The sequence below is a fragment of the Odoribacter sp. genome (genome assembly GCF_985060555.1).
This window is the reverse complement of record NZ_CFKYFN010000008.1, coordinates 1-23993: the sequence shown is the minus strand read 5'-3', so window position 1 is coordinate 23993 and position 23993 is coordinate 1. Positions and strand designations below refer to the sequence as shown.

General features: G+C 44.5%; 17 protein-coding genes and 1 tRNA gene. 11 read left to right on the top strand and 7 right to left on the bottom strand.

What is annotated here, in order from left to right; genetic code table 11:
• The first annotated feature begins 55 nt into the window (after positions 1-55).
• From AC5RDS_RS01225 to AC5RDS_RS01195, 7 genes are read left to right on the top strand one after another with little or no spacing between them, the layout of a single operon-like run.
• Entirely contained in the window at positions 56-1201 is a 1146-nt protein-coding gene (locus tag AC5RDS_RS01225) for a FecR family protein (RefSeq protein WP_195457813.1), read from the top strand.
• A gap of 22 nt (positions 1202-1223) precedes the next feature.
• Complete coding sequence (locus AC5RDS_RS01220; RefSeq protein ID WP_494222178.1) at positions 1224-4877, top strand: SusC/RagA family TonB-linked outer membrane protein; 3654 nt, start codon at positions 1224-1226, stop codon at positions 4875-4877.
• 14 nt (positions 4878-4891) lie between these two features.
• Positions 4892-6415 (top strand): RagB/SusD family nutrient uptake outer membrane protein, encoded by a 1524-nt coding sequence (locus AC5RDS_RS01215; protein WP_288791656.1) that lies wholly within the window; start codon positions 4892-4894, stop codon positions 6413-6415.
• Between the two features lie 23 nt (positions 6416-6438).
• On the top strand, positions 6439-7500 hold the full coding sequence (locus AC5RDS_RS01210; protein WP_118107084.1) for a hypothetical protein: 1062 nt from the start codon (positions 6439-6441) through the stop codon (positions 7498-7500).
• Positions 7501-7513: 13 nt separating this feature from the next.
• On the top strand, positions 7514-8509 hold the full coding sequence (locus tag AC5RDS_RS01205; protein ID WP_013612396.1) for an FISUMP domain-containing protein: 996 nt from the start codon (positions 7514-7516) through the stop codon (positions 8507-8509).
• Positions 8510-8525: 16 nt separating this feature from the next.
• Positions 8526-9992 (top strand): thioredoxin family protein, encoded by a 1467-nt coding sequence (locus AC5RDS_RS01200; protein WP_013612397.1) that lies wholly within the window; start codon positions 8526-8528, stop codon positions 9990-9992.
• 37 nt (positions 9993-10029) lie between these two features.
• Positions 10030-11670, top strand: coding sequence for a BACON domain-containing protein (locus AC5RDS_RS01195; RefSeq protein WP_390180742.1), 1641 nt, complete (start codon positions 10030-10032; stop codon positions 11668-11670).
• 60 nt (positions 11671-11730) lie between these two features.
• On the opposite strand, the gene AC5RDS_RS01190 is transcribed toward AC5RDS_RS01195, so the two are convergent.
• A complete protein-coding gene (locus tag AC5RDS_RS01190) occupies positions 11731-12300 on the bottom strand; it encodes an RNA polymerase sigma factor (protein WP_046404678.1) in 570 nt (189 codons plus the stop codon).
• A 165-nt stretch (positions 12301-12465) separates the two neighbouring features.
• Positions 12466-13773 (bottom strand): methionine adenosyltransferase, encoded by a 1308-nt coding sequence (metK, locus tag AC5RDS_RS01185; protein ID WP_013612400.1) that lies wholly within the window; start codon positions 13771-13773, stop codon positions 12466-12468.
• 291 nt (positions 13774-14064) lie between these two features.
• Here metK and AC5RDS_RS01180 point away from each other — a divergent pair, with 291 nt between their 5' ends.
• Complete coding sequence (locus tag AC5RDS_RS01180; protein WP_046405135.1) at positions 14065-15297, top strand: 3-deoxy-D-manno-octulosonic acid transferase; 1233 nt, start codon at positions 14065-14067, stop codon at positions 15295-15297.
• On the opposite strand, the gene mtnA is transcribed toward AC5RDS_RS01180, so the two are convergent.
• Together mtnA and AC5RDS_RS01170 are read right to left on the bottom strand one after the other, a co-directional pair.
• Positions 15287-16345: an S-methyl-5-thioribose-1-phosphate isomerase gene (mtnA, locus tag AC5RDS_RS01175; protein WP_118107090.1), complete on the bottom strand. Its 1059-nt coding sequence runs from the start codon at positions 16343-16345 to the stop codon at positions 15287-15289. The two genes, AC5RDS_RS01180 and mtnA, sit on opposite strands and share 11 nt — an antisense overlap.
• Positions 16342-17673, bottom strand: a complete 1332-nt coding sequence (locus tag AC5RDS_RS01170) for a S28 family serine protease (RefSeq protein ID WP_013612403.1) — start codon at positions 17671-17673, stop codon at positions 16342-16344. The genes mtnA and AC5RDS_RS01170 overlap by 4 nt, the downstream gene beginning before the upstream one ends.
• A gap of 231 nt (positions 17674-17904) precedes the next feature.
• Between AC5RDS_RS01170 and AC5RDS_RS01165 the strand changes: the two genes are divergently transcribed.
• Positions 17905-18216, top strand: coding sequence for a hypothetical protein (locus AC5RDS_RS01165; RefSeq protein WP_095074692.1), 312 nt, complete (start codon positions 17905-17907; stop codon positions 18214-18216).
• Complete coding sequence (locus tag AC5RDS_RS01160) at positions 18194-19552, top strand: MATE family efflux transporter (protein WP_087383845.1); 1359 nt, start codon at positions 18194-18196, stop codon at positions 19550-19552. Before AC5RDS_RS01165 ends, AC5RDS_RS01160 begins: the two co-directional genes overlap by 23 nt.
• On the opposite strand, the gene AC5RDS_RS01155 is transcribed toward AC5RDS_RS01160, so the two are convergent.
• Both AC5RDS_RS01155 and AC5RDS_RS01150 read right to left on the bottom strand, forming a co-directional pair.
• Entirely contained in the window at positions 19524-20126 is a 603-nt protein-coding gene (locus tag AC5RDS_RS01155) for an HAD family hydrolase (protein WP_013612406.1), read from the bottom strand. The two genes, AC5RDS_RS01160 and AC5RDS_RS01155, sit on opposite strands and share 29 nt — an antisense overlap.
• Before the next feature lie 98 nt (positions 20127-20224).
• Positions 20225-22636 (bottom strand): TonB-dependent receptor, encoded by a 2412-nt coding sequence (locus AC5RDS_RS01150; protein ID WP_195305726.1) that lies wholly within the window; start codon positions 22634-22636, stop codon positions 20225-20227.
• Between the two features lie 246 nt (positions 22637-22882).
• Between AC5RDS_RS01150 and AC5RDS_RS01145 the strand changes: the two genes are divergently transcribed.
• A tRNA-Leu gene (locus AC5RDS_RS01145) sits at positions 22883-22967 on the top strand.
• 129 nt (positions 22968-23096) lie between these two features.
• Here AC5RDS_RS01145 and AC5RDS_RS01140 read toward each other — a convergent pair.
• Positions 23097-23681, bottom strand: coding sequence for a Crp/Fnr family transcriptional regulator (locus AC5RDS_RS01140; protein WP_041557332.1), 585 nt, complete (start codon positions 23679-23681; stop codon positions 23097-23099).
• Positions 23682-23993 lie beyond the last annotated feature (312 nt).

Below are 23993 nucleotides of genomic sequence, written 5' to 3'. Positions count from 1 at the left end.
CCTCCTTTCGTTCCCCTCATCGTATATACAGAGTAAAATTAGCAAATCTTATAGAATGTTGGAATACGACAACAATTACATACGGCGTCTGATACAACTTGATTTGGTTGGCGGACTTTCTCCGGAAGAAAAAGGGAAATTGGAAGATTGGATCAATGAATCGGAAGAACACCGGTTACTTTTTTACAAAATAAAAAAGCAATTGAGTATAAATGAAATAAGAAATTATTTACAGACCGATGTAGAAGATGCCTGGAAAAAAGTGAGGGAAAAGACGTTCGGAGCTCCTCCTGTCCGTCCGCGTATAAGACCGAAGTGGTTGAAATATGCCGCAGTGGTACTACCCGTTTTATTATCCATAACCTTGTGGTATGCCTGGAAAGAGAAAATGGAAAATAAACAGGCAACAGTGGCCTGTTTAAGTCCGGTTTTGACATTAGATAACGGAGAAAAATATCAGTTGGATCCGGAAGAACAAACAGAAATATATGTGGATGAGGAGGTAAAAGCATACCAGGCAGGAGGAGGGTTGATTTACGATACGACAGCCCGGCAAGAAGAAAATAAATATAACCGTATCGAAGTACCCCGGGGGAGCGAGTATTGGATAGTATTGCCAGATGGGACACGGGTGTGGCTGAATGCAGCGACCGAATTAAAATATCCGGTCGCATTCCATGCAAAAGAAAGACGGGTATATCTGAAAGGAGAAGCCTATTTCGAAGTGGCTCCCGATAAAAACCGCCCTTTCTATGTAGAAACAGAAGAGGTTAAAATCCGGGTACTGGGAACGGTGTTCGATGTGAATACCCACTACACCCGTGGGGTAAGGACCGTACTGGTCGAAGGTGCTGTAGCGCTTGAATGGGGTGATCAAAAAGAAATCCGGATGAAACCCGGAGAATTAGCTGACTTTGACCGCACAACGACAGAGGTTACTTTAAAGGAAGTGGATGTTACTTCCTATATTTCCTGGAAAGAGGGATATTTCGTTTTTGAAGACGAACCCCTGGAAGAGATCATGCACACCCTGTCGCTATGGTACGATAAAGAATTCCTTTTTGTAGGAAAACAAAGCCGGGCTCTTCACTTTTCCGGCCATATCAAACGTTATGAGCGGATAGAAACGATTTTGTCGGCCATTACCGACGTGACAGGAGTGGAATTCCGGATGAACGGACAAATAATTCTAATACGCTAGATATCAACTTAATTACAAATTTATGAAAAAAAGTCGATGGTGTTTCCAGGTTCCCCGGGGATATTGGAGGAAAAGCTGGAAGATAACAAAAATGTTTTCAGTATTGATGTGTGCCCTGACTTTTTCTGTATCTGCCGCTGCTTTTGCACAACACGAGCGGGTAACTTTAAATTTCAGGCAGGCTACGGTCAGACAGGTGTTGAATGAAATTCAGCGGCAAACCCGTTTGAGTTTTATTTACAACACCGAACAAACCGAACAATTGGGACAGATTTCTGTAGAAGCCCATAATGAGAGCGTGACGAGTTTATTGGATCGTATTTTGACCGGGACCGGTCTGACCTGGAAGATTCAGGAGGATCTGATTCTGATATCCCAGGCTGGTCCGGAAACCACAGCTATACCACAAGCCCAGGAGCAGGAAACCGTTCTGCTTACCGGAACAGTTACCGATATTCAAAAAATGCCACTACCGGGAGTAACGGTGAAGATCTCCGGAACAAGTTTCGGAACTTCCACCGATGCTAATGGCAAATTCCGGTTCAGTTATCCCAAAAACAAGGCACAGATTGTATTGGAATTTTCTTTTGTCGGCATGCAGACAACTTCTGTAAAATATGCCGGTCAAAAGGAGATAAATGTGATTCTTTATGAAGATCAGAAGGAACTGGATGAGGTGGTGGTGACCGGTTACCAGGTACTGGATAAACGGACCCAGACCAGTGCCATTACAACGGTTAAAGCAGAGGATATTATGATTCCGGGGGTAACGAGCATTGACCAGATGCTGGAAGGACGTATTCCTGAAATGACCTTTATGCTGAATTCCGGAGAAGTGGGAGCTACTCCCCGTTTACGTGTCCGGGGAACTTCTACTTTGCTGGGAAACCGGGAGCCTCTGTGGGTATTGGACGGTATCGTGATGACAGACCCTGTCGATGTCGATCCCGACGATTTGAATAATCCCGATTACCTGAATATTATCGGTAATGCCATTGCCGGTATCAATCCTCAGGACATCGAACGGATCGATGTATTGAAAGACGCTTCTGCCACGGCTTTATACGGAACACGTGCAGCGAACGGAGTGATTGTAGTAACTACCAAAAAAGGACGGATCGGAAAACCGGTTCTTTCTTATACACACTCTTCTAAAATCACTCGCCGCCCACGCTATACCGACCGGAATATCAATCTGATGAATTCTCAGGAACGGGTACGATTCGGGAAAGAACTGGCAGACCAGCATTATATATTTCCTACCCAAATGCCGATGGTAGGATACGAAGGTGCTCTTTATCGTTTACAGAGCGGTCTGACAGACTACGATACCTTCCTCAACGAGGTAACCTGGTACGAACAGGTCAATACCGATTGGTTCGATATTCTGACCCGGGATGCGTATTCCCATTCCCATACGTTGAATGTAAGCGGAGGTTCGGATATCGTTCGCTATTATGCTTCCCTGGGATACGACCGGGATAACGGGGTTTCCAATACAACTTATACGGAAAGATACACCGTAACTGCCAAAATGGATGTACAGATGACTTCCAAAATGCTGATGGCAATCAAACTGAACGGTAATGTACAAAAGAAAAACCACCTGGTCTCCACCCTTGATGCGATGGATTATGCTTACAATACGACCCGGGCATTACCTTGTTTCAACGAAGATGGTTCCCTGTTTTATTACGAACGTTATAGAGGAGGATACGGAGGACAGGGAAATAAATACCTGCGTTATAATATTGTCAACGAAATTGACAACAGCTCCAGCGGATATGACGGTAAGGGTATTCAGGTCGATTTAAACCTGAAATACAACATTCTGCCCACCTGGGATGTCACAGCTACCGGTTCATATTCTGTCAGCAGCACCTTACAAGAAGATTGGTGGGGCGATAAAACAGCCTATGTCGCTGCTTTGAAAAACGGGGAATACGAAGATAAACCGATACCGGGAGATGACGGAAAATGTATTCTTCCCTATGGAGGTATTTTGAAAACCAAGAATTCAGATACGGAAAATCTGACATTCCGTTTACAATCCAATTACCGTAAACTGTTCGGAGAAGATGACCAGCATTTGATTACAGCCCTGTTAGGATATGAGGTTAATATGCTACGTTCCAAATCGATGAATAATGAAGTGAGAGGCTATTTGAAAGAAAGAGGGATGCAGTTTGCCGATATGAGTTCGCTGAACCTCGACGACTACCCTTTATATAAGGAATGGCTCCAGCAAAATCACCTGACCCTAACCCGGGGATTGACCAATCAGTTGAGTTTATACTTATCCCTGACTTATGGTTATCGGGAATATTTTACATTGAATGTAAACGGACGTACGGATGCTTCCAATAAATTCGGAAGCCGGAGTAACGAACGTTTATTGCCGGTATGGTCGGTATCCGGCATGTGGAATATACAGGAAACTTTCCTGAAAGAGGCTTCCTGGTTGTCTGAAATGCGCTTACGCATGTCTTACGGTATGCAGGGAAATATGCTGGACGGCCAGACTCCGAATATGCTGATCACTCAACAACCGATAAATTCTTATTACAACGAGAACGTCTCCAATGTATATCAGTTCCCGAACCCCAACCTGAAATGGGAAGAAACGAAGCAAACCAATATCGGATTGGATATGAGCTTTTTTAACGGACGCCTGAATATCGGTGGAGATTTTTACTACAAAAAGACTGAAAATGTCTTCTCTTGGGTAAATGTAGCTCCTACCAATGGATTGACTTCTTATCTGATGAATAACGGGAGTTTGAAAAATGTCGGTTATTCGGTCACTTTGTCGGCAACTCCAGTTAAAATCAATGATTTTGCCTGGAGAATTTCTACCAGTTATTCAGCGAATAAGAACAAGACACAAACGGATGCCGTCGAAAAATACGAACTGGAAGATTATCTGGCAGGTACGGCTATCATTAGCGGAGAATCCGTCGGTACGTTTTACTCCTATGAATTTTTGGGATTGAACGCACAAAACGGAACACCGGTATTCGATGACTATACCGACCGCCGGCATTTACTGGAAGACAAAAGTCTGGAAGATGTAGTCCGTATGGTGATGACGAAGAGCGGGACCCGGGAACCGGTCTTTAGTGGTAATCTTTTCAATACATTTACCTGGAGAGGAATCACTTTATCCTTCAACCTGGCCTATAGTCTGGGTTCCAAAGTGCGTCTGTTCGCTCTGTACGAACCGATCATTTCGGGAGTCAGTGCGGAAAATAATGTACGGAAAGAGTTTGTCAACCGTTGGCAAGTGCCCGGAGATGAAAAACGTACCCGTATTCCGGCCATTATCAATCGTTCGGACGAGATGTACGATTACTATAACCGCCATTGGTCGCAGGAGCAAAGTAATAAAACCAAAACTTTTGCCTATAACCTCTGGGATATGTATGACAATTCCGACATCCGGGTAGTCAGCGGTAATTATCTGAAAATGCAGACACTGACTTTACGTTATTCCTTACAACCCAAATTGCTGAAAAAGACTCCGTTTTCTTCCGCTTCAGTTTCTTTCAGTACACAGAATCTGTTTACCATCTCCGCCAAGGCCCTGAAAGGCCAGGACCCTTCACAAGCCGGATTTGCTAAACCGAATCTTTCGGTACGTCCGAATTATACGATAGGACTAAATGTTTCATTCTGATAAAAATGATGGATATGAAAAAAATAATATACGGAATTGTAGTCGCCTTGTTTTGTTCCGGATGCGATAATTTCCTGGAAGAGTATTCGCAATCGCAGACGGTTGCCAAAAAAGTCTCTCATTTCGATGAAGTATTGTTGGGGGACGGATACTTACCTGTCCAAAACAGAGCTTATATTTCAACGGATCATGCCGGTTTCCTGAATATCATGGATGACGATGTCACTACGGTGGGAGGAAGCGGACTAGCCGTTTTCTTTTGGCCGGATTGTAGTGTAAATCTGTTCGGCTATTATGCCTGGCAATTAGAAGTAGGACGTAATCCCACGGGAGATGTATTACGGGATGACAGTCAGACCTGGCTCGATTTTTACCGGCGCATCAATGTGATGAATGTTATTCTGAAGGAAATCGACGACATCTCTGTCAGTTCTCCATCTGAAGAACTGGATCGGATCCGGGTGAAAGGAGAGTGTCATTTTATACGGGCCTCCCTTTATTTCACTCTGGTCAATCTGTACGGGAAAGCCTATAATAAGGCTACTTCGGCTACGGACTACGGAGTTCCTTTGAAATTAACGGAATATGTAGAACACGACAAAGATAAGAAAACCCAGTTTGAACGTACTCCCGTCGCAAAAATATATGAACAAATCGTAGAGGATTTGAAGACAGCGGTAAATTATTTGACGGAAAGTCCGCAAAAACGCCCCTTACACAGGGCTTCCAAAGAAGCTGCACAATTATTGCTCAGCCGGGTATATCTTTATATGCAGGACTGGCATAATGCAGCTCTGACAGCTGAAGAGCTGTTGAAAGAAGATACGCGGCTTTACCACATGTCCGCCCGGGATTCTGCCAGAATATTCCTGTCGGAAGACAATACGGAAGTTCTTTTCTCTCAGGGTTCTATGAATTTTTACAATGGAATGACCGGAAACAGAGGTGATTTTGCAGTATCTGACAGCTTGGTACAATTGTATGACCAAGAGAATGATTACCGCCGGTATTTTTTCGGAAAGAACCAGAGTACTTCTGCCAATTCATTACAATGGAAATACGATACGATCGCAGTTCCACACGTATCCGATATTTACACGTTACGGATTGCCGAAGGATATCTGAACCTGGCTGAAGCATACGCCATGGAAGATAATTTCCAGGGGGCCAACCAGTATCTGCGGTTACTCCGCGAAAGCAGAATCCGGAATTATGTACATACAACTTATACCGGAGAAAAACTGGTGGAAGAAATCCGGCTGGAACGCCGCAGGGAACTCTGTTTCGAAGGACATCGCTGGTTCGACCTGAGACGTTATGCGGTATGTGAAAAATATCCTTATAGCAAACAAATCCGGCATGCATTTAATGTATACGACGGTAATAAATACGAATGGGACCATACCGATATTTATGTATTGGAGAAAAATGATCCGGCTTATGTGATGCAGATTCCGAAATCTGTATTGGAATACGACGAAGAACAAATGCCGGAAAATCCGAGAAACAAACGTTCTCCGCTGGGCGATGACGAATAGTTGACAATCAATAAAACAAAAGTATGAAAAAAATAGGATTATATATGCTGCTGGCCTGCCTGCTGCTGGCTTGCCAGAAAGAGGACGGGATAACCCCCGGAACCGGATTTGAAAATCTGTATACGATCCAGGATGATCCGAACGATTCCATTCAGCACAAACGGTATGAACTGTATACCACTTATGGGGTTCCGGTCTTTTTTAACGATACCATCGGAAAAGTGTTTGTGAAAACAGATGTTAACGGAGATTCGGTTTTCCGTTATGAAACCCTGGATCTGAACTGGGCATTCAGCGGGACAAACAGCGGATCGGTCACCTATCAGGTGACCCGGCTGACCGATCCCGGACTGATGATGAAATCTTTACGTTTTGCGGAAATTTTTCTGAAAAACAGCCAACAGGCACTTTATCCATATGCATTGTGGCTGACAGAAAAATGTTATCAACTATCTTCTGCAGGAGTAGAACAAAAAGAAATAATCAGCCGTTACCGGAACCTGATGTTTTCCTGGATAAATCAGATAAACGAAGAGGATATGCTGGAAAAAGCCGCCGGTTACCGGAATGAAATCGTGAAACTAAAGGTTCAGAATTATAGTGACGAACTGAATGCTTTCAATAATATGTTGGATGAAAGTCTATATGATAAAAATTGGGGGGAGTTTTACCCGGACGAACGTATTCCTTATTGGAGAAGTTCGGCCAGTCTACAGATTTGGTTTCCTTGGCCGCTAGTGGAAGAATGGGAACAGGACAGCAGTTACCGGAAAGAGATGATGACCTATGGAAATGTTACCAATCCGAATTGGCCGGAAGGAGTCTGGACGGATGAAGAATTTGATAATTATGCCCTCTATTGCCGGGGATTAGTCGGAACATTGGGGTTTGTCAGCTATGATCCGGGGTATGGAAACCGTTTTACGCCTAGAAATACAGATGTTGATCTGGAACTTTACCTGGAGGAGATGATGAAATATCCCCGGAAACAATTTCTGGAACGCTGGGAAAGTTCCCCGCTTGTGATTAAGAAATATGAAATCCTGTATGCCATCATCCGGGACGAGTTAGGTGTTGAATTATAATACTGAATTGTATATGAAAAAGATCGAATATTTTTGTTGTCTGCTAGGGCTGGTATTGACAGGACTGGCTTGTCAGGATGACGATGAGACGACTGTGATCCCGAAGCCGGAAGGGATTACCTACGGTACGGTAACGGATAAAGGAGGAAATGTTTATAAAACCCTGACCATAGGAAACCAGACCTGGCTGGCAGAAAATTTCCGTTACCGTCCGGACGAAGCTACAGCTGCCGATCTGGTGACTTACGGAGAATCATACGGAGGCACTGAGCGTGCCATATTGGAAGGTACAAATATGAATAGTTACCAAACTTTTTGCCGGAATTATTCCGGTCGGAAATTTCTGCTCTATCTGCGCGAACAGCTTTTGGCTGCCGATGAGGCAGGCCGTTTGAATACGAGCAGTCCCTACGGAGTAGACTGGATTGTGACACAAGTAGGCAACTACACCATTCCTAACCTCCTGTCTTATAATATGCACGATGATATTAAAGATGAATTGATGGCCATATGGAATGATGCTGTAAATTATTATTTTAAGGTCGACCAGGATTACCTGACACGTTTCGGTTACCTGTATTCGTATGAAGGAGCTTTAAAAGCCGTAAAAGAAGGAGCTCCGGAAGGATTTCATTTGCCCACTGACGCGGAATGGATGATGCTGGAACGTCATTTGGGAATGGATGCCGGAGAATTGGAGGGCCTGGAAAATTGGAGAGGCCACGCAGGTGAGCTATTGAAAACAGGAGAACAAGGAATCGGATTTGATGCCTTGTATGGCGGAGCTGCCGTATATGCCTTGTCAACAGCCTATAATTCCCGTTATGTGTATAAAAATGAAGGTGCTTACTTCTGGAGCAGTGATCAGATTGTAATATCGGACAGTTTATCTAACGGAATCGTCCGTAACATATCCCTGTATCATTCCGGAATCCGGCGCATGACAAGCCGTTTAATCAGTACAACTGAAAATGTACGCCCCTCTTATAGTGTTCGATTAGTAAAATAGAAAAAACCAAACTCATATGAAAAATATATTCCTGATTGTTTTTTGTCTGCTTGTTTCGACAGTGTGGGCTAAAGAAGAAAAGAACAAACGTATCCAGTATTGTACTACTTTGGAAGAGGCCATGCAACAGGCCGCCCGGAAACATAAACCGATTTTTTTCAATTGTTATGCCGGATGGGCCGGTCCTTCGGTACTGATGGACTCTGTCGTACTGACAGATCCCGATTTGGTTTCGTTTATTCAGAAACATTTCGTCAGTTTACGTGTGGATATGCCCAAAACCCAAGAGGGACGCAAACTGGCAGAACGTTACAGGGTAAAGTTTTATGCCCATTATCTGATTTTGGATGAAAAAGGAGAAATCATACACCGGATTTCCGGAGGAGCCAAAGCTCCTGAATTTAAAGAAAAATTGAAAGCAGGCCTGAATCCAAAAACCTCATTGGCGGGAATGACCCGGCATTATGAAAAAGGTGACCGGTCATTTAAATTTTTAGCAGCCTATGCCGGCACATTGAAAACGGCAGACGAAAATGAGAAATTTCAGGAAGTAGCTGACTATTATTTGGAGCATATCGATTCTGCCGGTCTCTATTTGCCACAGTCGTGGGAAATCCTTTGGAATAAGGGGAAAAGATATGACAGCGAATGGTTCCGTTTTATCTATGACCACAGAAATGAGTTGGTGGAGAAAAACGGAGAGAAAGTACTGAATTTTATAGTACAGGTACTTTTTCATCAAGTTTATCCTTACATGATGTTTGAAAAAGTATATGATATGGATTTCATTTCAGAAATAGAACAAAAAGCCGGTCACCTGGAATTTACTTCACTTAACCGGGACCAATTGTTGGATATGTGTAAGATTCTGCATTTCAGACAACAGAAAAAGTATTCGGAAATGCTGGACCTCTGGGGAAAAATGGTCCCGAACCTGCCGAATGAAGCCTTGAAAGTCAGATATGACGCTACATTGGGACGTTTGCAAGATATGAACGAGACTGAAAAAAAACAGGCAATCGCTTATCTGAAAGAAAGAATGGCAGGAATGACAGGTTCAACCCTGGAACGCTACCGTCAAATTGTAACTGAATTGTCAGACTATCAAGGAATACGGTTTGAAACAGGTGGTCTGCAGGAAGCCCTGGCAAAAGCCCGGAAAGAAAACAAAGCGGTTTTTGTCGATTGTTACACCAGTTGGTGTGGTCCCTGCAAAATGATGAGCTCTAAAGTCTTTCCGGATAAGCAAGCCGGAGACTTTTTCAATCCCCGTTTTATCAGCCTTAAAATCGATATGGAAAAAGATGAAGGCAAAGAACTGGCTCAAAAATGGAACATTCGTGTATTCCCGACTTATCTGATTCTGGATCCTCAGGGAGAAATCGTGTATACTTCACAGGGATACATACCCGCCGAAGAACTGATCAGGCGGATGAATGAAGGACTGGAACAATGGAAAAATAATATAAAAACCGGAAAATAACGAGCATATGATACACAAAATCTTACATCGATTATATATGGGAATTGTTACAATCGGCTGTACAATGCTATGGACTTTGTCCGGATGCGATAACGATACGTTAGATAGCTTTTTACAATTCTCTGATGATAATCTTTTACTAAGAGCGGCCGGTGATACTGTTGTCATTGACGTGACTGCCGGGTCCGGATGGGAAGCCGAAAGTATGGCCGATTGGTGTACTGTGGAAAAAAACAGGGAGAACCCTGAAGGAAAGTTGGTCATCCGGGTTAGTCCGTCGGATGACATATACGAAAGAGGAACGGCTGTAAAAGTAACTTGCGGAGACAATGTAATGCGTTTGGCTGTGCGTCAGGAACCGATGGTATTTGAAGTGACGGACGGCAAGAAATCGTTGGCTTTCAATAAAAGAGTTAGCTACGATACCCTGAAAATTCATACCAATATGGATTGGAAAGTAGAAATTGCCGATACGACAGGTTGGTTACAAGTTGCAGATACCGTGGGTTCGGGAGATTCCGAACTGGTTTTTATAACTACGGATAATAGCCAGAAAAAAGAAAGATCGACAACCGTTCGTTTGAAATACGGCGTACGTACAATGAAATTAACCGCTTCCCAGAATGGAGGGATCCGGGCAGACGGAAATGTCCAAAAACACCAGGGAGAACGTGAACTCACAAACGGCTTTAACCTGATTTTTCTGGGAGATGGCTTTACGTCCGATGATCTGATTGCAGAAACGGGAGTATTCGACCTGGCGGTAGAAGAAGCTTGTGAGGCCTTATTTGCTGTCGAACCCTATAAAACTTACAAGGAATATTTCAATGTTTGGTCAGTGGCTTGCGAATCACAAGAGCGCGGGGCCGGAACTTCCGAGTCAGGAAATACAGCATTATTCAGTTACTTTAACGAAGATAACCGCATCATCGGAAATAATACAACGGCTTTCAGTTATGCAAGCAAAATATTGGGAATGAATGACGCCATACTGCAAACGAATTCCGTCGTCATTGTATTGGTCAATGACGAACGTTATGGAGGCTCGACTTATTGGTTCGGCGACCCGACTGATAGAAATGATACTGATTACAGGACAATCAGTTATGTCCCTTTGAACAGAGATATTCAATTACCGGGAGGATTCACCAACATTTTTCTGCATGAAGTCGGTGGACACGCTATCGGAAAACTGGGAGACGAATGGTCTACCGAACAGTTGTTTACTACTGAAGATAAAACTTTAATAACTTATTATAAAAATTACAGGTTATATTGTTATAATGTAGGACTACCAACAAGTGAAAGGCTGATAACTTCTTATCCGGAGATGAGTTGGCAGTTTTTCCGATATGTCAGTGGAAGCACAGCTCGTTACAGCGAAGTGTTGAAGCCTGCTGACGGAGGCTATGGATGTGTCAGTGATATTGCTAACAAGGCATTTGTTTCTCATTGTGAAGAAGAGAGTTGTATGATAAACAACGTACCTTATTTCAATGTTGCTTCGCGATATGCTATCGTACAATGGCTTTTGTTCCGTCTCAACGTATATGAATACACCCCTCAAGGCATGACCGGATTGGTTAATTACTTTTTCGAACATGACCAATATGAACTACCGGCCGACTATACCGTATCGGACAGACCACCCCTTCCGATGCCGGCTCAGGTAAAATAATAGAGCTTTAAGCCGAATAAAACATCAGATCCTGTCATAACTTACCGTTTAGCCGGAACATTATGGCAGGATATCTTTTTTAGAAATCTGCATAATCATAACTAACAGTACCAGATTTCGCAGTCGATTTTTTAAATAACGGAAAGCATTTTTCTTATGGGTTTTGACAGTAAGCACAGACAGATTCAGCAGTTGGGCTATTTCCTGATTTTTCTTACCCTCTAAAGATAAAAGAATGACCTCCTGGCTACGTTGCGGCAATTCACCGATGGCTGCGTACAACTCCCGCAATATTTCTTCCTCTTGCACTGAAAAATCGGGTAGTTTTTGTTCATAAAGCACATGTGCCATGTATTTTTCTTCGACTGCCCGGTGTTTCCAGTAATCTGCACAACGGTTCGAGACGGCTTCGTACAAATAAGCTTTAAATCCGTTGATAGAATTGTATTGTTTGTTACTTTCCCAGATATTGATAAAGATTTCCTGCACGATATCTTCAGCCACCTTGTGATTTTCCACTCTGCGTTCTGCAAAAAGGACAAGGTAACTATAAAATTGCTGAAAGAGTTTATGATAAGCTTGTTCGTCTTTCAAGTTAAAGCGCTGCAAAAAATCTTTCTGTTCGCTCACAGTGTCTTCCGTCGTTTTACCGAACAAAATAAAGGATTAATAATAGATTTTCCAATTTATATTCCAAATTCTTTTGAAAAACTGTGTCAGCAAAGTCCATACTTTATTCTTTTTCTTCGCTGACACAGTTCAAATTACAACTTCAATGTCCAGGGACACCTTCTCTTATGGCTGTGGTTTCTTAAATTCCTTGAATACCCGCTTTATCTCATCGACATAGTCCAGTTTTTCCCAGGTAAAAAGTTCCACTTCTTTCTCAACCGTAGGCCAATAATTCGAAGTGAACACTTTTTTCACTATTTCGGGTTTGCGTCCCATGTGCCCATAACTGGCAGTCTCCTGATAAATCGGATTACATAATTTCAAGCGTTCTTCGATAGCCCTCGGACGAAGGTCGAAAATCTCGCTGACTTTCCCGGCAATCTCTGCATCCGTTAAACTGACTTTCGAAGTACCGTAAGTATTCACATACACTCCTACAGGACGGGCAACGCCGATCGCATAGGAAATCTGGATCAGGATCTCGTCGGCTATCCCCGCTGCTACCATATTTTTAGCGATATGACGGGCAGCATAGGCAGCAGACCGATCGACTTTCGAAGGGTCTTTTCCGGAGAAAGCTCCCCCACCGTGGGCTCCTTTCCCCCCGTAGGTATCGACGATAATCTTACGCCCTGTCAGCCCTGTATCTCCATGAGGACCTCCGATCACAAATTTACCGGTCGGGTTGACAAAAAGAATGACATTTTTATCGAATAAAGCCTGTACCCGTTTTGGCAACAGGGCCTTTACCCGGGGCAGCAGAATATCGACGATATCTTTTCTGATCCATTCCACCATAGCCTCGTCGGCTTTCAGCTGGGCTTCCGGCGTTTCGTTGGCCGGCTTGATGAAATCGTCATGCTGGGTAGAAATGACAATCGTATGTATACGGACCGGTTTCCCTTCATCACCGTATTCAATGGTCACCTGTGATTTCGAATCGGGACGCAGATATTGCATCAACTGACCCTCTTTCCGGATTTGAGCCAATTCTTTCAGTAAAAGATGGGCTAATTCCAGGGACAACGGCATATAATTATCGGTCTCGTTACAGGCATAACCGAACATCATCCCCTGATCACCGGCTCCCTGTTCCATCGGATCTTCACGCACCACTCCCCGGTTGATATCCGGCGATTGTTCGTGGATCGCAGAAAATACCCCGCAACTATTTCCGTCGAACATATACTCACTCTTGGTGTAGCCGATCTCATTGATCACTTCACGGGCCACTTGCTGCACGTCTACATAAGTCTTTGTTTTAATCTCGCCTGCAATGACAGTTTGTCCGGTTGTCACCAAAGTTTCACAGGCTACTTTTGCTTCCGGGTCGAACGCCAGAATCCGGTCGAGCACTGCATCCGAAATCTGATCGGCAACCTTATCAGGATGCCCTTCCGATACAGACTCTGAAGTAAATAAATATCCCATAATTTAATTGAAAATTGAAAATTGAAAATTGAAAATGTACTATACGCAATCAATATCCAATCGGTTAATTATATTACGGGAAAGGCAATGGATGGTTGAATTCAGAAGTATATGCATTTTAGCAATTTTTTTCTGTGGTTGCAATCAGCCAAATCTTTCCACAATGACGGGACAAAGATAGGAAGGAAAAAGGTAAAAGTAAAAAGTTAAAGGTTAAAAAAAGCAGAAAGAGGAAAAGCGCATCATTCGGGTTTTATTATTAATTTTGCGGCCTATATTCAAAGTATCGTTATGGCATTCTTATATAATATTGGAATTCAGGCATATCATCTGGCAATACAATTGGCAGCTCCTTTCAATGAAAAAGCAGCCCTTTTACGTAAAGGCAGAAAAGAAGTCTGGAAAAAAGCAGCCGGTATACAACGGGGAGAAGGTCGTTTGGTGTGGTTTCATGCCGCTTCTTTGGGCGAATTCGAACAAGGCCGCCCGGTAATCGAAGCCTTGAAGGCCGCAGAACCGGCAACCCAAATCCTGCTTACCTTTTTTTCGCCCTCAGGTTATGAAATCCGCAAAAATTATACCGGTGCAGATTACATCCTTTATCTGCCGGGAGATACGCGACGCAATGCGGTCCGCCTGATTGAAAAATTCCGTCCGGATGCAGCGGTCTTTATCAAATATGAATTCTGGTTCCACTACCTGAACGAACTGAACAAACGAAACATCCCGGTATATCTCATCTCAGCCATTTTCCGTCCCAACCAGCCTTTTTTTAAAAGTTGGGGAAAACTCCACCGGCGGATGCTGGGATGCTTCAAAGAATTGTTCGTGCAGGACGGGCAATCGGTGGAATTACTGAAATCCATCGGCATAAAAAATGTCAGACTGACAGGAGATACCCGTTTCGACCGGGTAAAACAGATCGCGGAAAATGCAAAACAAATCGTCAAAGTAGAGCAATTCTGTGACGGCCGCCCCGCCATCGTCTGCGGCAGCACCTGGCCACCCGATGAAGAAATTCTCCTGGAATATATCAACTGCCATCCGGACGGTTATAAATGGATTATCGTCCCTCACGAAATCGGGGAAAATCACATCAAAGCGATTCTGGACAAATGCAGGAAGAAGGTAGCCCGCTACACCTCGGAAAATACCGATTTGGCCGATAAGGAGGTATTGATTATCGATTGTATCGGTCTGCTTTCATCGATCTACCGGTATGGGAAGATCGCTTATATCGGCGGAGGTTTCGGGGTCGGTATCCACAATACCCTTGAAGCTGCCGTGTATGGAATACCGGTAATTTTCGGACCCAAATATCAAAAATTCAACGAAGCGGTCAGCCTGATCCGGGAAGGCGGAGCTTTCAGCATTTCCAACGGGGCAGAACTTTCGGAGATCCTGGACAGCCTGATTCAGCATCCGGCAATTGCAGAAACCGCCGGACAAAAGGCATTGGAATATGTGAACAGCCAACTGGGTGCGACAGCAGTAATCAGTGAAGCACTAAGCACTACAATTTAGAGAGAACACGATCAAAAGGAGGATATAAAATCCCTTTTTCGGTAATGATTGCCGTAATCAATTCATGACGGGTCACATCGAAAGCAGGATTATACACCTTTATTTCCGGAGGTGCCATCCGTCGGGTATACCATTTTTCTGTGATTTCACCGGCTTGCCGTTCTTCAATGGGAATATGTGCCCCATCCGGACATTTTAGATCAACTGTAGAAGTCGGTCCAAGTACGTAAAAAGGAATTCCATAATATTTAGCTAAAACAGCAACTCCGGAAGTACCTATTTTATTAGCAACATCTCCATTAGCCGCTATCCGGTCGCATCCTACCAAAACAGCCTGCACCTTTCCCTGTCCCATCACACAGGAAGCCATATTATCGCAGATCAAAGTGACATCGGCTCCTGCTTTCTGAAGTTCAAAGGCAGTCAAACGTGCCCCCTGTAACAATGGACGGGTTTCATCTGCATACACTTTAAAATGATAACCACGCTCCTGCCCCAAATAAACAGGAGCCAAAGCCGTACCATATGCAGAAACTGCGAGATGTCCGGCATTACAATGAGTCAGCAGCCCCATTCCCGGTTGTAAAACACTTAATCCCCATTCCCCGATACTCCGGCAAGCAGCCGCATCCTCTGCCCGGATAGCTTCCGCCTCCTGCTGCAATTTTATTTTTATTGTATCAACCTGCTGATCCTGCAACGACAAAACACATTTTTCCATCCGGTCCAAAGCCATAAATAAATTTACAGCAGTAGGACGTGAAGAAGCCAGGTATTTTTTTACCTCCGTAAATTTTTGAAAAAAAACGGAAAAAGACTGTTCCCCGAATTGTTGTGCACAAACCGCCATGCCATAGGCAGCAGCAACTCCGATCGCCGGGGCCCCCCTCACCTTCAGGTGATAAATGGCTTCCCAAATCTCCTCCGGAGTATATAAGCGGAGATATGCTTCCCGATTGGGCAATTGCGTCTGGTCGAGAATAATTACAGCCGGCTCTTCCCAATCGACACTTACCGTCGTCAGGCCGGCCAAACCTTCACTTTTCATTTTTCTTGCATCCATTCGTTCAGCGTATCGAGCAAATCTTCTTTCGACACCGGATCGAAATCTTTAATCCGGCAAGCATGGCTCATATCCCCTCTTACGTATTTACGGCATTTTCCGTTTTTCTTCAAATCGACGCCGGTAGCATACCAGGGATCACTTCCGCCGTATACAAACAAAATCCGCTCGGCATCCGTCTGCAACCATTCGTTGATCGCCTTCATCTGTTTGTCATTAAAAGGCTTTTTTTCAACACCTTCAGGCATAGTGAATGAAAAGTCGATATCTTTATCGTCTTCGGGTAAGAATTTCTTGAACGGTTTTATTTTATAATCATACATCCCGATCTCGGTCAAAGCAGCATAAAAAAACGGTTGCATGCGGACGATGTACTTATCTTCAAAAAAATCAGGGGAAGACACTTTCACCAGGTATTCGAAGATCTCCTCCCAATCGGCACTTTCCTGATCGGGAATATCGGCACAATTATTCCCCCACTGCCAAAACGCAAAAGGATATTCCAGAATCATCAGCTGCAAGGCCCGTTTGGTCCCTCCCACCATCCGGTAGGTATATTTCTTTTCGGCAGCCAGTTCCTCGAGCATAGGAAGCAGCGTATCGAGATGTTCGAAACACATGGTCTGAAAATCACGGATCGTATAATGACAGGTATTCAGATCCTCCCAGTTAAAAAGCGCTTTCACCCCACTCTTCGCCGTCCCTAACCGGTTCAGGAATTTATCCAAACGGGGATCTACATACTCCAGATTCAGGGGAGCTACATAAGGTACACTGATATCCACATCGGCCGGGTAAAAATAACGGTGAAATATCGTCGTCTGTCCTCCTTTGCTGATTCCGGTACTGATCCATTTCGATGCCGGATAAATTTTCTGCCTGATAGCCTGTATAATCTCGTGCTGGTCATCGGCAGCCTGCTTGATGGTCAGGTTTTCCCAGGGAATCCCTCCTTCCGGCACGCTTTGATCGAAAAAACGGTGCTCTATCGTCAGCTGATTCCCTTTCAGGATATTAGCCAATTCACCTTCTTCCGACGACCAGATATTATAGCCTTCCAACTCGACGATCACCGGAGCATCCGATTGTTTATGCCCCAGCAACACCCGTTGCCGGAAAGTCCCTTTTGCGGGATCGGAATGATCGACCGGCTGCTCGAACCAGAATTGATAATACTCCTGAAAAGGCTTTACATCCAGTTTCTGAATCTCACTAATCTGTGGTATCTGTTGCAACTTTTCATAAATCCCATCTCCGGCCCATACCGCCAGGGTAAACCATACACAAACAAAAGTAGTTAAGAGTTTTCTCATAATTCAAATAATTTAAAACATCATCCAATCTCCACCCTTAGTCGGGACTTATCTCAACGGGGACAAGGTACGAAAAAAAGGCAGAAAGTAAAAAAGTAGCATGCAAAAAGTAAAAGACAAATGCTAAAAAGCGATCCGTAAAAGCAAGAAATCCATTTGCCGGCAGGCAAGAAATTGATTAGCTTTGCGACAATTATCAAAACAGTTTATAATCCAAATCCGGAACAGTCTATGAAGATATCCATAAGAACAGCTATGGCTTTGAAAACAAAAGCTTTGGCAGGAGAGTTATCCCTACTGTTTCTTTTAGGCGGATGTCATAAAAAAGTAAACTACTTTAACGGGGAGATCATAACCGTGAAAGATATTCCGGTAAGCGACACGCTGACCGGGGAACGGCTGCTGCTGGACAGTATCATTGCAAATGGAAGAGGTATATCGTTATCCGTTACCATTTTAATTCAGTCTATCGGGTCCCTGAGGCCATCGGACTTTATGAACTTTATAAATGCTAAGCGACATGAGCTATTTCACACCCTATAAAGAACATTACAAAGCCCTCATCCGTCTGGGTATCCCCATTGTCATCGGACAAATCGGTATTGTGGTGGTAGGCCTGGCCGATAATATGATGGTAGGACAATATGCCACTCTCGACCTGGCTGCAGCTTCATTTGTCAACAGTGCCTTCAATATCCCCATTCTTTTCGGTCTGGGTTTTTCTTATGGTCTTACTCCCCTGGTCGGACAATTTTTCGGCCGTCATGACAAATATCATGTCGGTCAACTGCTACGCAACAGTCTGTTGGTAAATCTCTTCATCGGCTTGCTCCTGACCCTGGCGATGACAGTGGTATGGTTCAATATCGACCGGCTAGGACAGCCTGAAGAATTACTCCCGTTGATCCGGCCTTATTTTCTTCTCCAGCTGGCTTCCCTGGTATTCGTCATGTTATTCAATTCTTTCAAGCAATTCGCCGACGGTATTACGGATACCAAAACGCCCATGTACATCATGATCTCCGCCAATCTGGTGAATATTGCCGGAAATTATATACTGATCTACGGAAAATTCGGACTACCGGCCCTGGGTGTCGTAGGAGCAGGCATTTCCACCTTAACGGCCCGTATCCTCATGTTTGCAGCTTTCGCCGTCTTATTTTACCGCAGCCTCCGTTACCGCCGCTATCTGGTCGGTTACAAACGGGGTAAATACAATTTCACCGATATCCTCTCACTCAATAAAATGGGCTGGATGGTCGGTTTACAGATGGGCCTGGAAACTGCCCTGTTCAGTATTACGGGAATTATGATCGGTTGGCTGGGAAGCATTGCCCTGGCCGCCCATCAGGTGATGGTGGCTATCTCGACTTTAGGTTTTATGATCTATTACGGAGTCGGAGCAGCGGTATCTGTACGGGTGAGTAATTATTTCGGCCGTCAGGACCTGCTCCATGTGCGCCGCACGACGATGGCAGGCTTCCATCTCATTCTTTGTCTCGCTGTCTGTGCCTGTACTGTGTTCTTATTTTCCCGGGAACTGATCGGATATCTATTCACCACCTCCGAAGAAGTCATCCGGGTCGTATCCACCCTGGTCTATATCCTGCTGGCCTACCAATTCGGGGATGCCCTTCAGATTACCTATGCCAATTCCCTCCGCGGTATCGGCGATGTGATCTCCATGGCTGTCATCTCCTTTATCGGTTACTTCCTGATCGCCATGCCCGTATGCTACATCTGCGGCTTTGTACTCGAGTGGGGCATCACAGGAATCTGGATCGGCTATCCGATAGGGCTTACCCTGACCGGAGTCATGCTTTGCGGGAGGTACTACTGGAAACTAAAAACTAAAACTCAGAGCAAAGAATTTTATTGATTTCCCGGTATCCTTTTTCCTTATCGGCAAAATGCACGGTATGGAAACCCAGTTGACGAGCCGCATCGACATTTTCCTTCAGGTCGTCGATAAAGAGCGTATCTTCGGGGTATGCCTGAAAACGGTCGATCAGGATCCGGTAAATCTCTTTTTCGGGTTTAATCAGTTTTTCGTGAGCCGAGATGATCTGGCCCTCGAAATACCGAAAGACCTCCCGTTCTTTCAGGTAGTCATAAAATTCCAGGGACATATTGGAAAGGCAGAATAAACGGTAACCTTTACCGGCCAACTCTTTAATCAGACATTGTGTTTGGGGAATATCCCGCAACGAATGTTTGATAAATTCGACAAAATCCCAACATTCGGCATAAGGACGTCCCGAAAAAACACTCATTTCCCGAACGATATTCACCTGATCGATCGTCCCCCGGTCGTAATCGGGCCAAAATTTCCGGAAAAACCCCCTTTCAAACAGACTCACCGGCATTGCACGATCACCGGTATATTCTTCCATCAAACGTTCGGGACTCCAATCGACCACAACTCCACCCAAATCAAAAACCACATTTTTCATATACTTGTCATTTTTCAATCATACCTATTTTCGATATCTAAAGTTACAAAACTTATACCAACTTATCCGCTCACTGAAAAATCTATCCGGCAAGTGGATTAAAAATCTACAATTACCCCGACAGAGGGTAAAACCGTTCCGCCCAATTCATTTTTTATGCTGCGCATCTGATAATAACCTTCCCGGTCAGGATCTTTGCGATAGCTTCCGTCGGGATTTTCGACAGGCACCAGCTCATCGGGACCTAAAGCTTTATAGTTATAGATATTCTGAATGTCCGCATAAAATATCAACGACCACTTTCGAAAGAAAAAACTCTTATCCACCCTGACATCCAGTTGATGGAAAGCCGGTAATCGCTGTGTATTGAAGCGCGAATAATCATAATAAGGCTGATGTTTGGCCTCCCAGGCTTCTATCCGTGCCGAAGTCTCCCGATCATAAGGCGTATAAGGCCCACCCGCCACATATCTCCATTTAAACCCCAAATCCCAACTTTTACCTATCCTACGGGTTGCTGTCAGAGAGAATATATGGCGGTTATCCCAACTACTGGGTATATAACGACGGGTATTCTGTAAATTTTCATCCAACTGTTTAAATTCGGAATAATACCAGGTATAAGCCAACGAAGCAACGACACCATAAAATTCCTGGGTTCTGAGCATCAATTCCAGCCCATAAGCTCTCCCTTCTCCGACGGGTCGAACCGCTTCGTCACCCACCGCCACATAGTCGGTACCTTTATTGGCCAAAGCAACCGAATCGGTCAGGGATACGGGATAATGATCGTAAGTCTTGTAAAAACCTTCCAGTGTAATCCGGGTAGTCGTTCCCGGACGATACTCAACTCCCAGTACATAATGATCGGCTCCGATATATCCGGTCTTATTCCGTTTATTCACCAGAACTCCCCCGGCGTCTGCAAAACCCAGCGTCGTATAGGCAGGCAACTGATAATACCGGCCGATATTGCCATTTAGCGACCAGCGTTCGTCGAATGCGTAAGAAAATGAGAAACGGGGCGATATTTGCCGGTAAAGAGCAGCTGTTTTACCGGTATAATTACATCCGTCCGCCCGGAGTCCCAGGGATAAAGCCAGCCGTTCGGAGAAAAAAGACCGGGACACCTGGCCGAAGACCGCCCATTTCCACATATTCAAAGCCCGGGAATAATACTGATCGATAGCTTCTCCCGCAGTGAACAGCCGCCGGGCCGTAGTATTGTCATAGTGGGCATATTCGATACCTGCCCCAACCTGAAGTTTAAACCCATTCGCTGCATAACGATGATGCTCGAAACGGAATTTATTTTCCGATTCTCCAGAGCGATAGTCGATTGTTTTGGGATTATGACGGTCATTGCCGGTGTATTTCTCGACCTTATTGTACAATCCACTCCGGCTTAGGACGAAAAAGTGATACCAGTTATTGCCGTAATGCTTAAAGGTCGTTCCCAAAGTATAACTCCATTGCCGGCTTTCCGGCAACCAATCGAGCAAATATTTCTGATGATCGTCGGGATTCTTCAGGTCGGTATTCAGACGGTTGATATCGTATCCGCCAATACCGAGCAAAGTCCATTCATTCCGGGCATTCAAACGGGTGACCGTCTTGAATTGCATATCATTATACACCGGAAGAAAAGGCAAACCGATGATACCGAACAACATCTTCAGATAACTTCGCCGGGCCGAAACAATAAAAGTAGTCTTTGGAGCCAACGGACCGTCCAAAGACAGGCCGTAATCGGTAGCACCGAAAGTAACCCGCGTCTTCACCCGGTCGGGATTTCCCTCGATCTGTCGAAATTCGAGCATAGAACTCATCATATTACCATAAGAAGCCGGGAAGGCACCGGAAAAGAAATTTACCTCTTTGACAAAATCGATATTCACAATACTGACTACCCCACCGGAAGCCCCCTGAGTAGCGAAATGATTTAAGATGGGCAATTCAACTCCGTCCAGATAAAACCGGTTTTCAGCAGGCCCACCACCCCGGACTACAAAATCATTCCGGAATGCAGGCGAAGACAATACCCCCGGCATGGATTGTACTACTTTGGAAATATCCCGGTTGCCTCCGGGATTTTTTTCAATCTCCGCAATTCCTATCCGCTGAATGGAAACCGGAGTTTCTACTGTTTTACGGTAAGGACTGGCTTTGACTACGACTTGTTCCAAAGTAGTCGATGCAGGTTCCAAACCGATATTTTCCGTTCTCTCTCCGGCAGTACCCAACAGAAACCCTACTGTCACCAAAGTCTGATAACCGATACTACTCACCTCCAAGCGGACAAGTCCCGGAGGAACATTTTCCAACCGGAATCTTCCCTCCTCATCCGTCGCTCCCCCCAGAGTCGTCCCATAAACTACGACATTTGCAAATGGGATCGCCTCATTGCTCGCCAAATCGAAGACTCGTCCTTTAACGACACCTTTATTTTGTGCCTGGACGGCTGGTCCGATACCCAGACAAAATAAAAATAATACGATCCAATATCTCATCTCTAAAATATCTTACTATTTATAAACTCTTCTCCCGACGGGTCGGCAAATGTACACAAACGAATCGTCATCTGACAAAAAATCCCCCATCGATTACCGGTCAATGAGGAATTTTTCAAGAAAATATGAGTATTGAACATTAAGAATATATCCTTTATACGAGCAACTTAGCAAAAAGATTCAAAAAAAATTCTACTTTTCTTTGGAGGTTATATGAAAATATCTACCTTTGCACCCGAGTTCTTTGCCCAGGTGGCGGAATTGGTAGACGCGCTGGACTCAAAATCCAGTGTCCTCAACAGACGTGCGGGTTCGATTCCCGCCCTGGGTACAAATTGAAAATCAAGGAGTTAGATGAAAATCTAACTCTTTTTTTTTGTAACCCATGGGACCGGGGCATGGGGTTTCTTGAGGACTGGTACTATCTTAGAAAAAGTTTACTGATCACCTATCTTACAATTTATTCCTGGAAGATTTCAGCCCTCACGCGGCTGAGGGTTTCGGGAGTCATCAACAGATAAGAAGCGATATGGCTGATAGGGGCTCTTTTGGCTGCTTCGGGAAAATCTTTTAGAAAACGTTTATAGCGTTCCTTGGCAGTTTCGAATCGCCAGGAGTCGGCTTTGTTCTGGGATACCATAAGGCCCCATTCTAAAATTTTCTTGTATAATTGGGCAATAGAGGAATAAGAAACAAACAATTCTTGCAGACCGGTATAGGGGATGTCGTACACCACGGTCGGTTCGATGGCTTCGGTCATCAAGCGTGTGGGTTCTTGTCTGAACAGGCTGATGATGCAAAATACCAAATCATCTTCACACGAAAAATGTTCGGTGATATCATGCCCGTTTTTGTAGTAATACTGACGTAACATTCCCGATTCGACATAATGGAAATGGCGGGCTATCCGGCCTTCTTCGAGGAGAAGTTCTCCTTTATCGACCCGGCGACACTCCATTATAGAAGCAAGTGCTTCCTGTTCCTCCGGATGCAGAGGATAATAACGTCTGGACAGAGTTCGTGTTATAGCTAAAGCAGTTTTCATATTTACCGGGAAAAAAGTATACAAAGAAAAGAAAAAGGGTTGAAAAAAAAGAGAATCGGAGCTTATAAAGTTCATCATAAAACGTAGGTATAATTTTTTCTTTCTATTCCGATTCCGGTTTTTATACCGTCAGACCGGTTCGCCTGGACCGGTCCGTTAAGGCTTTCCTTCACTGACCGGCGGAACTCGCTTCGCTCAGACACCACCGGTCGGGCGTTCGGAAACCCTAACCGGACACTCGTTCCCGCTCCAATGGTCTTCCGGCATAAAAACCTTCATCTCACGTTAACCCGACCTGGCAAAGGAAGAATT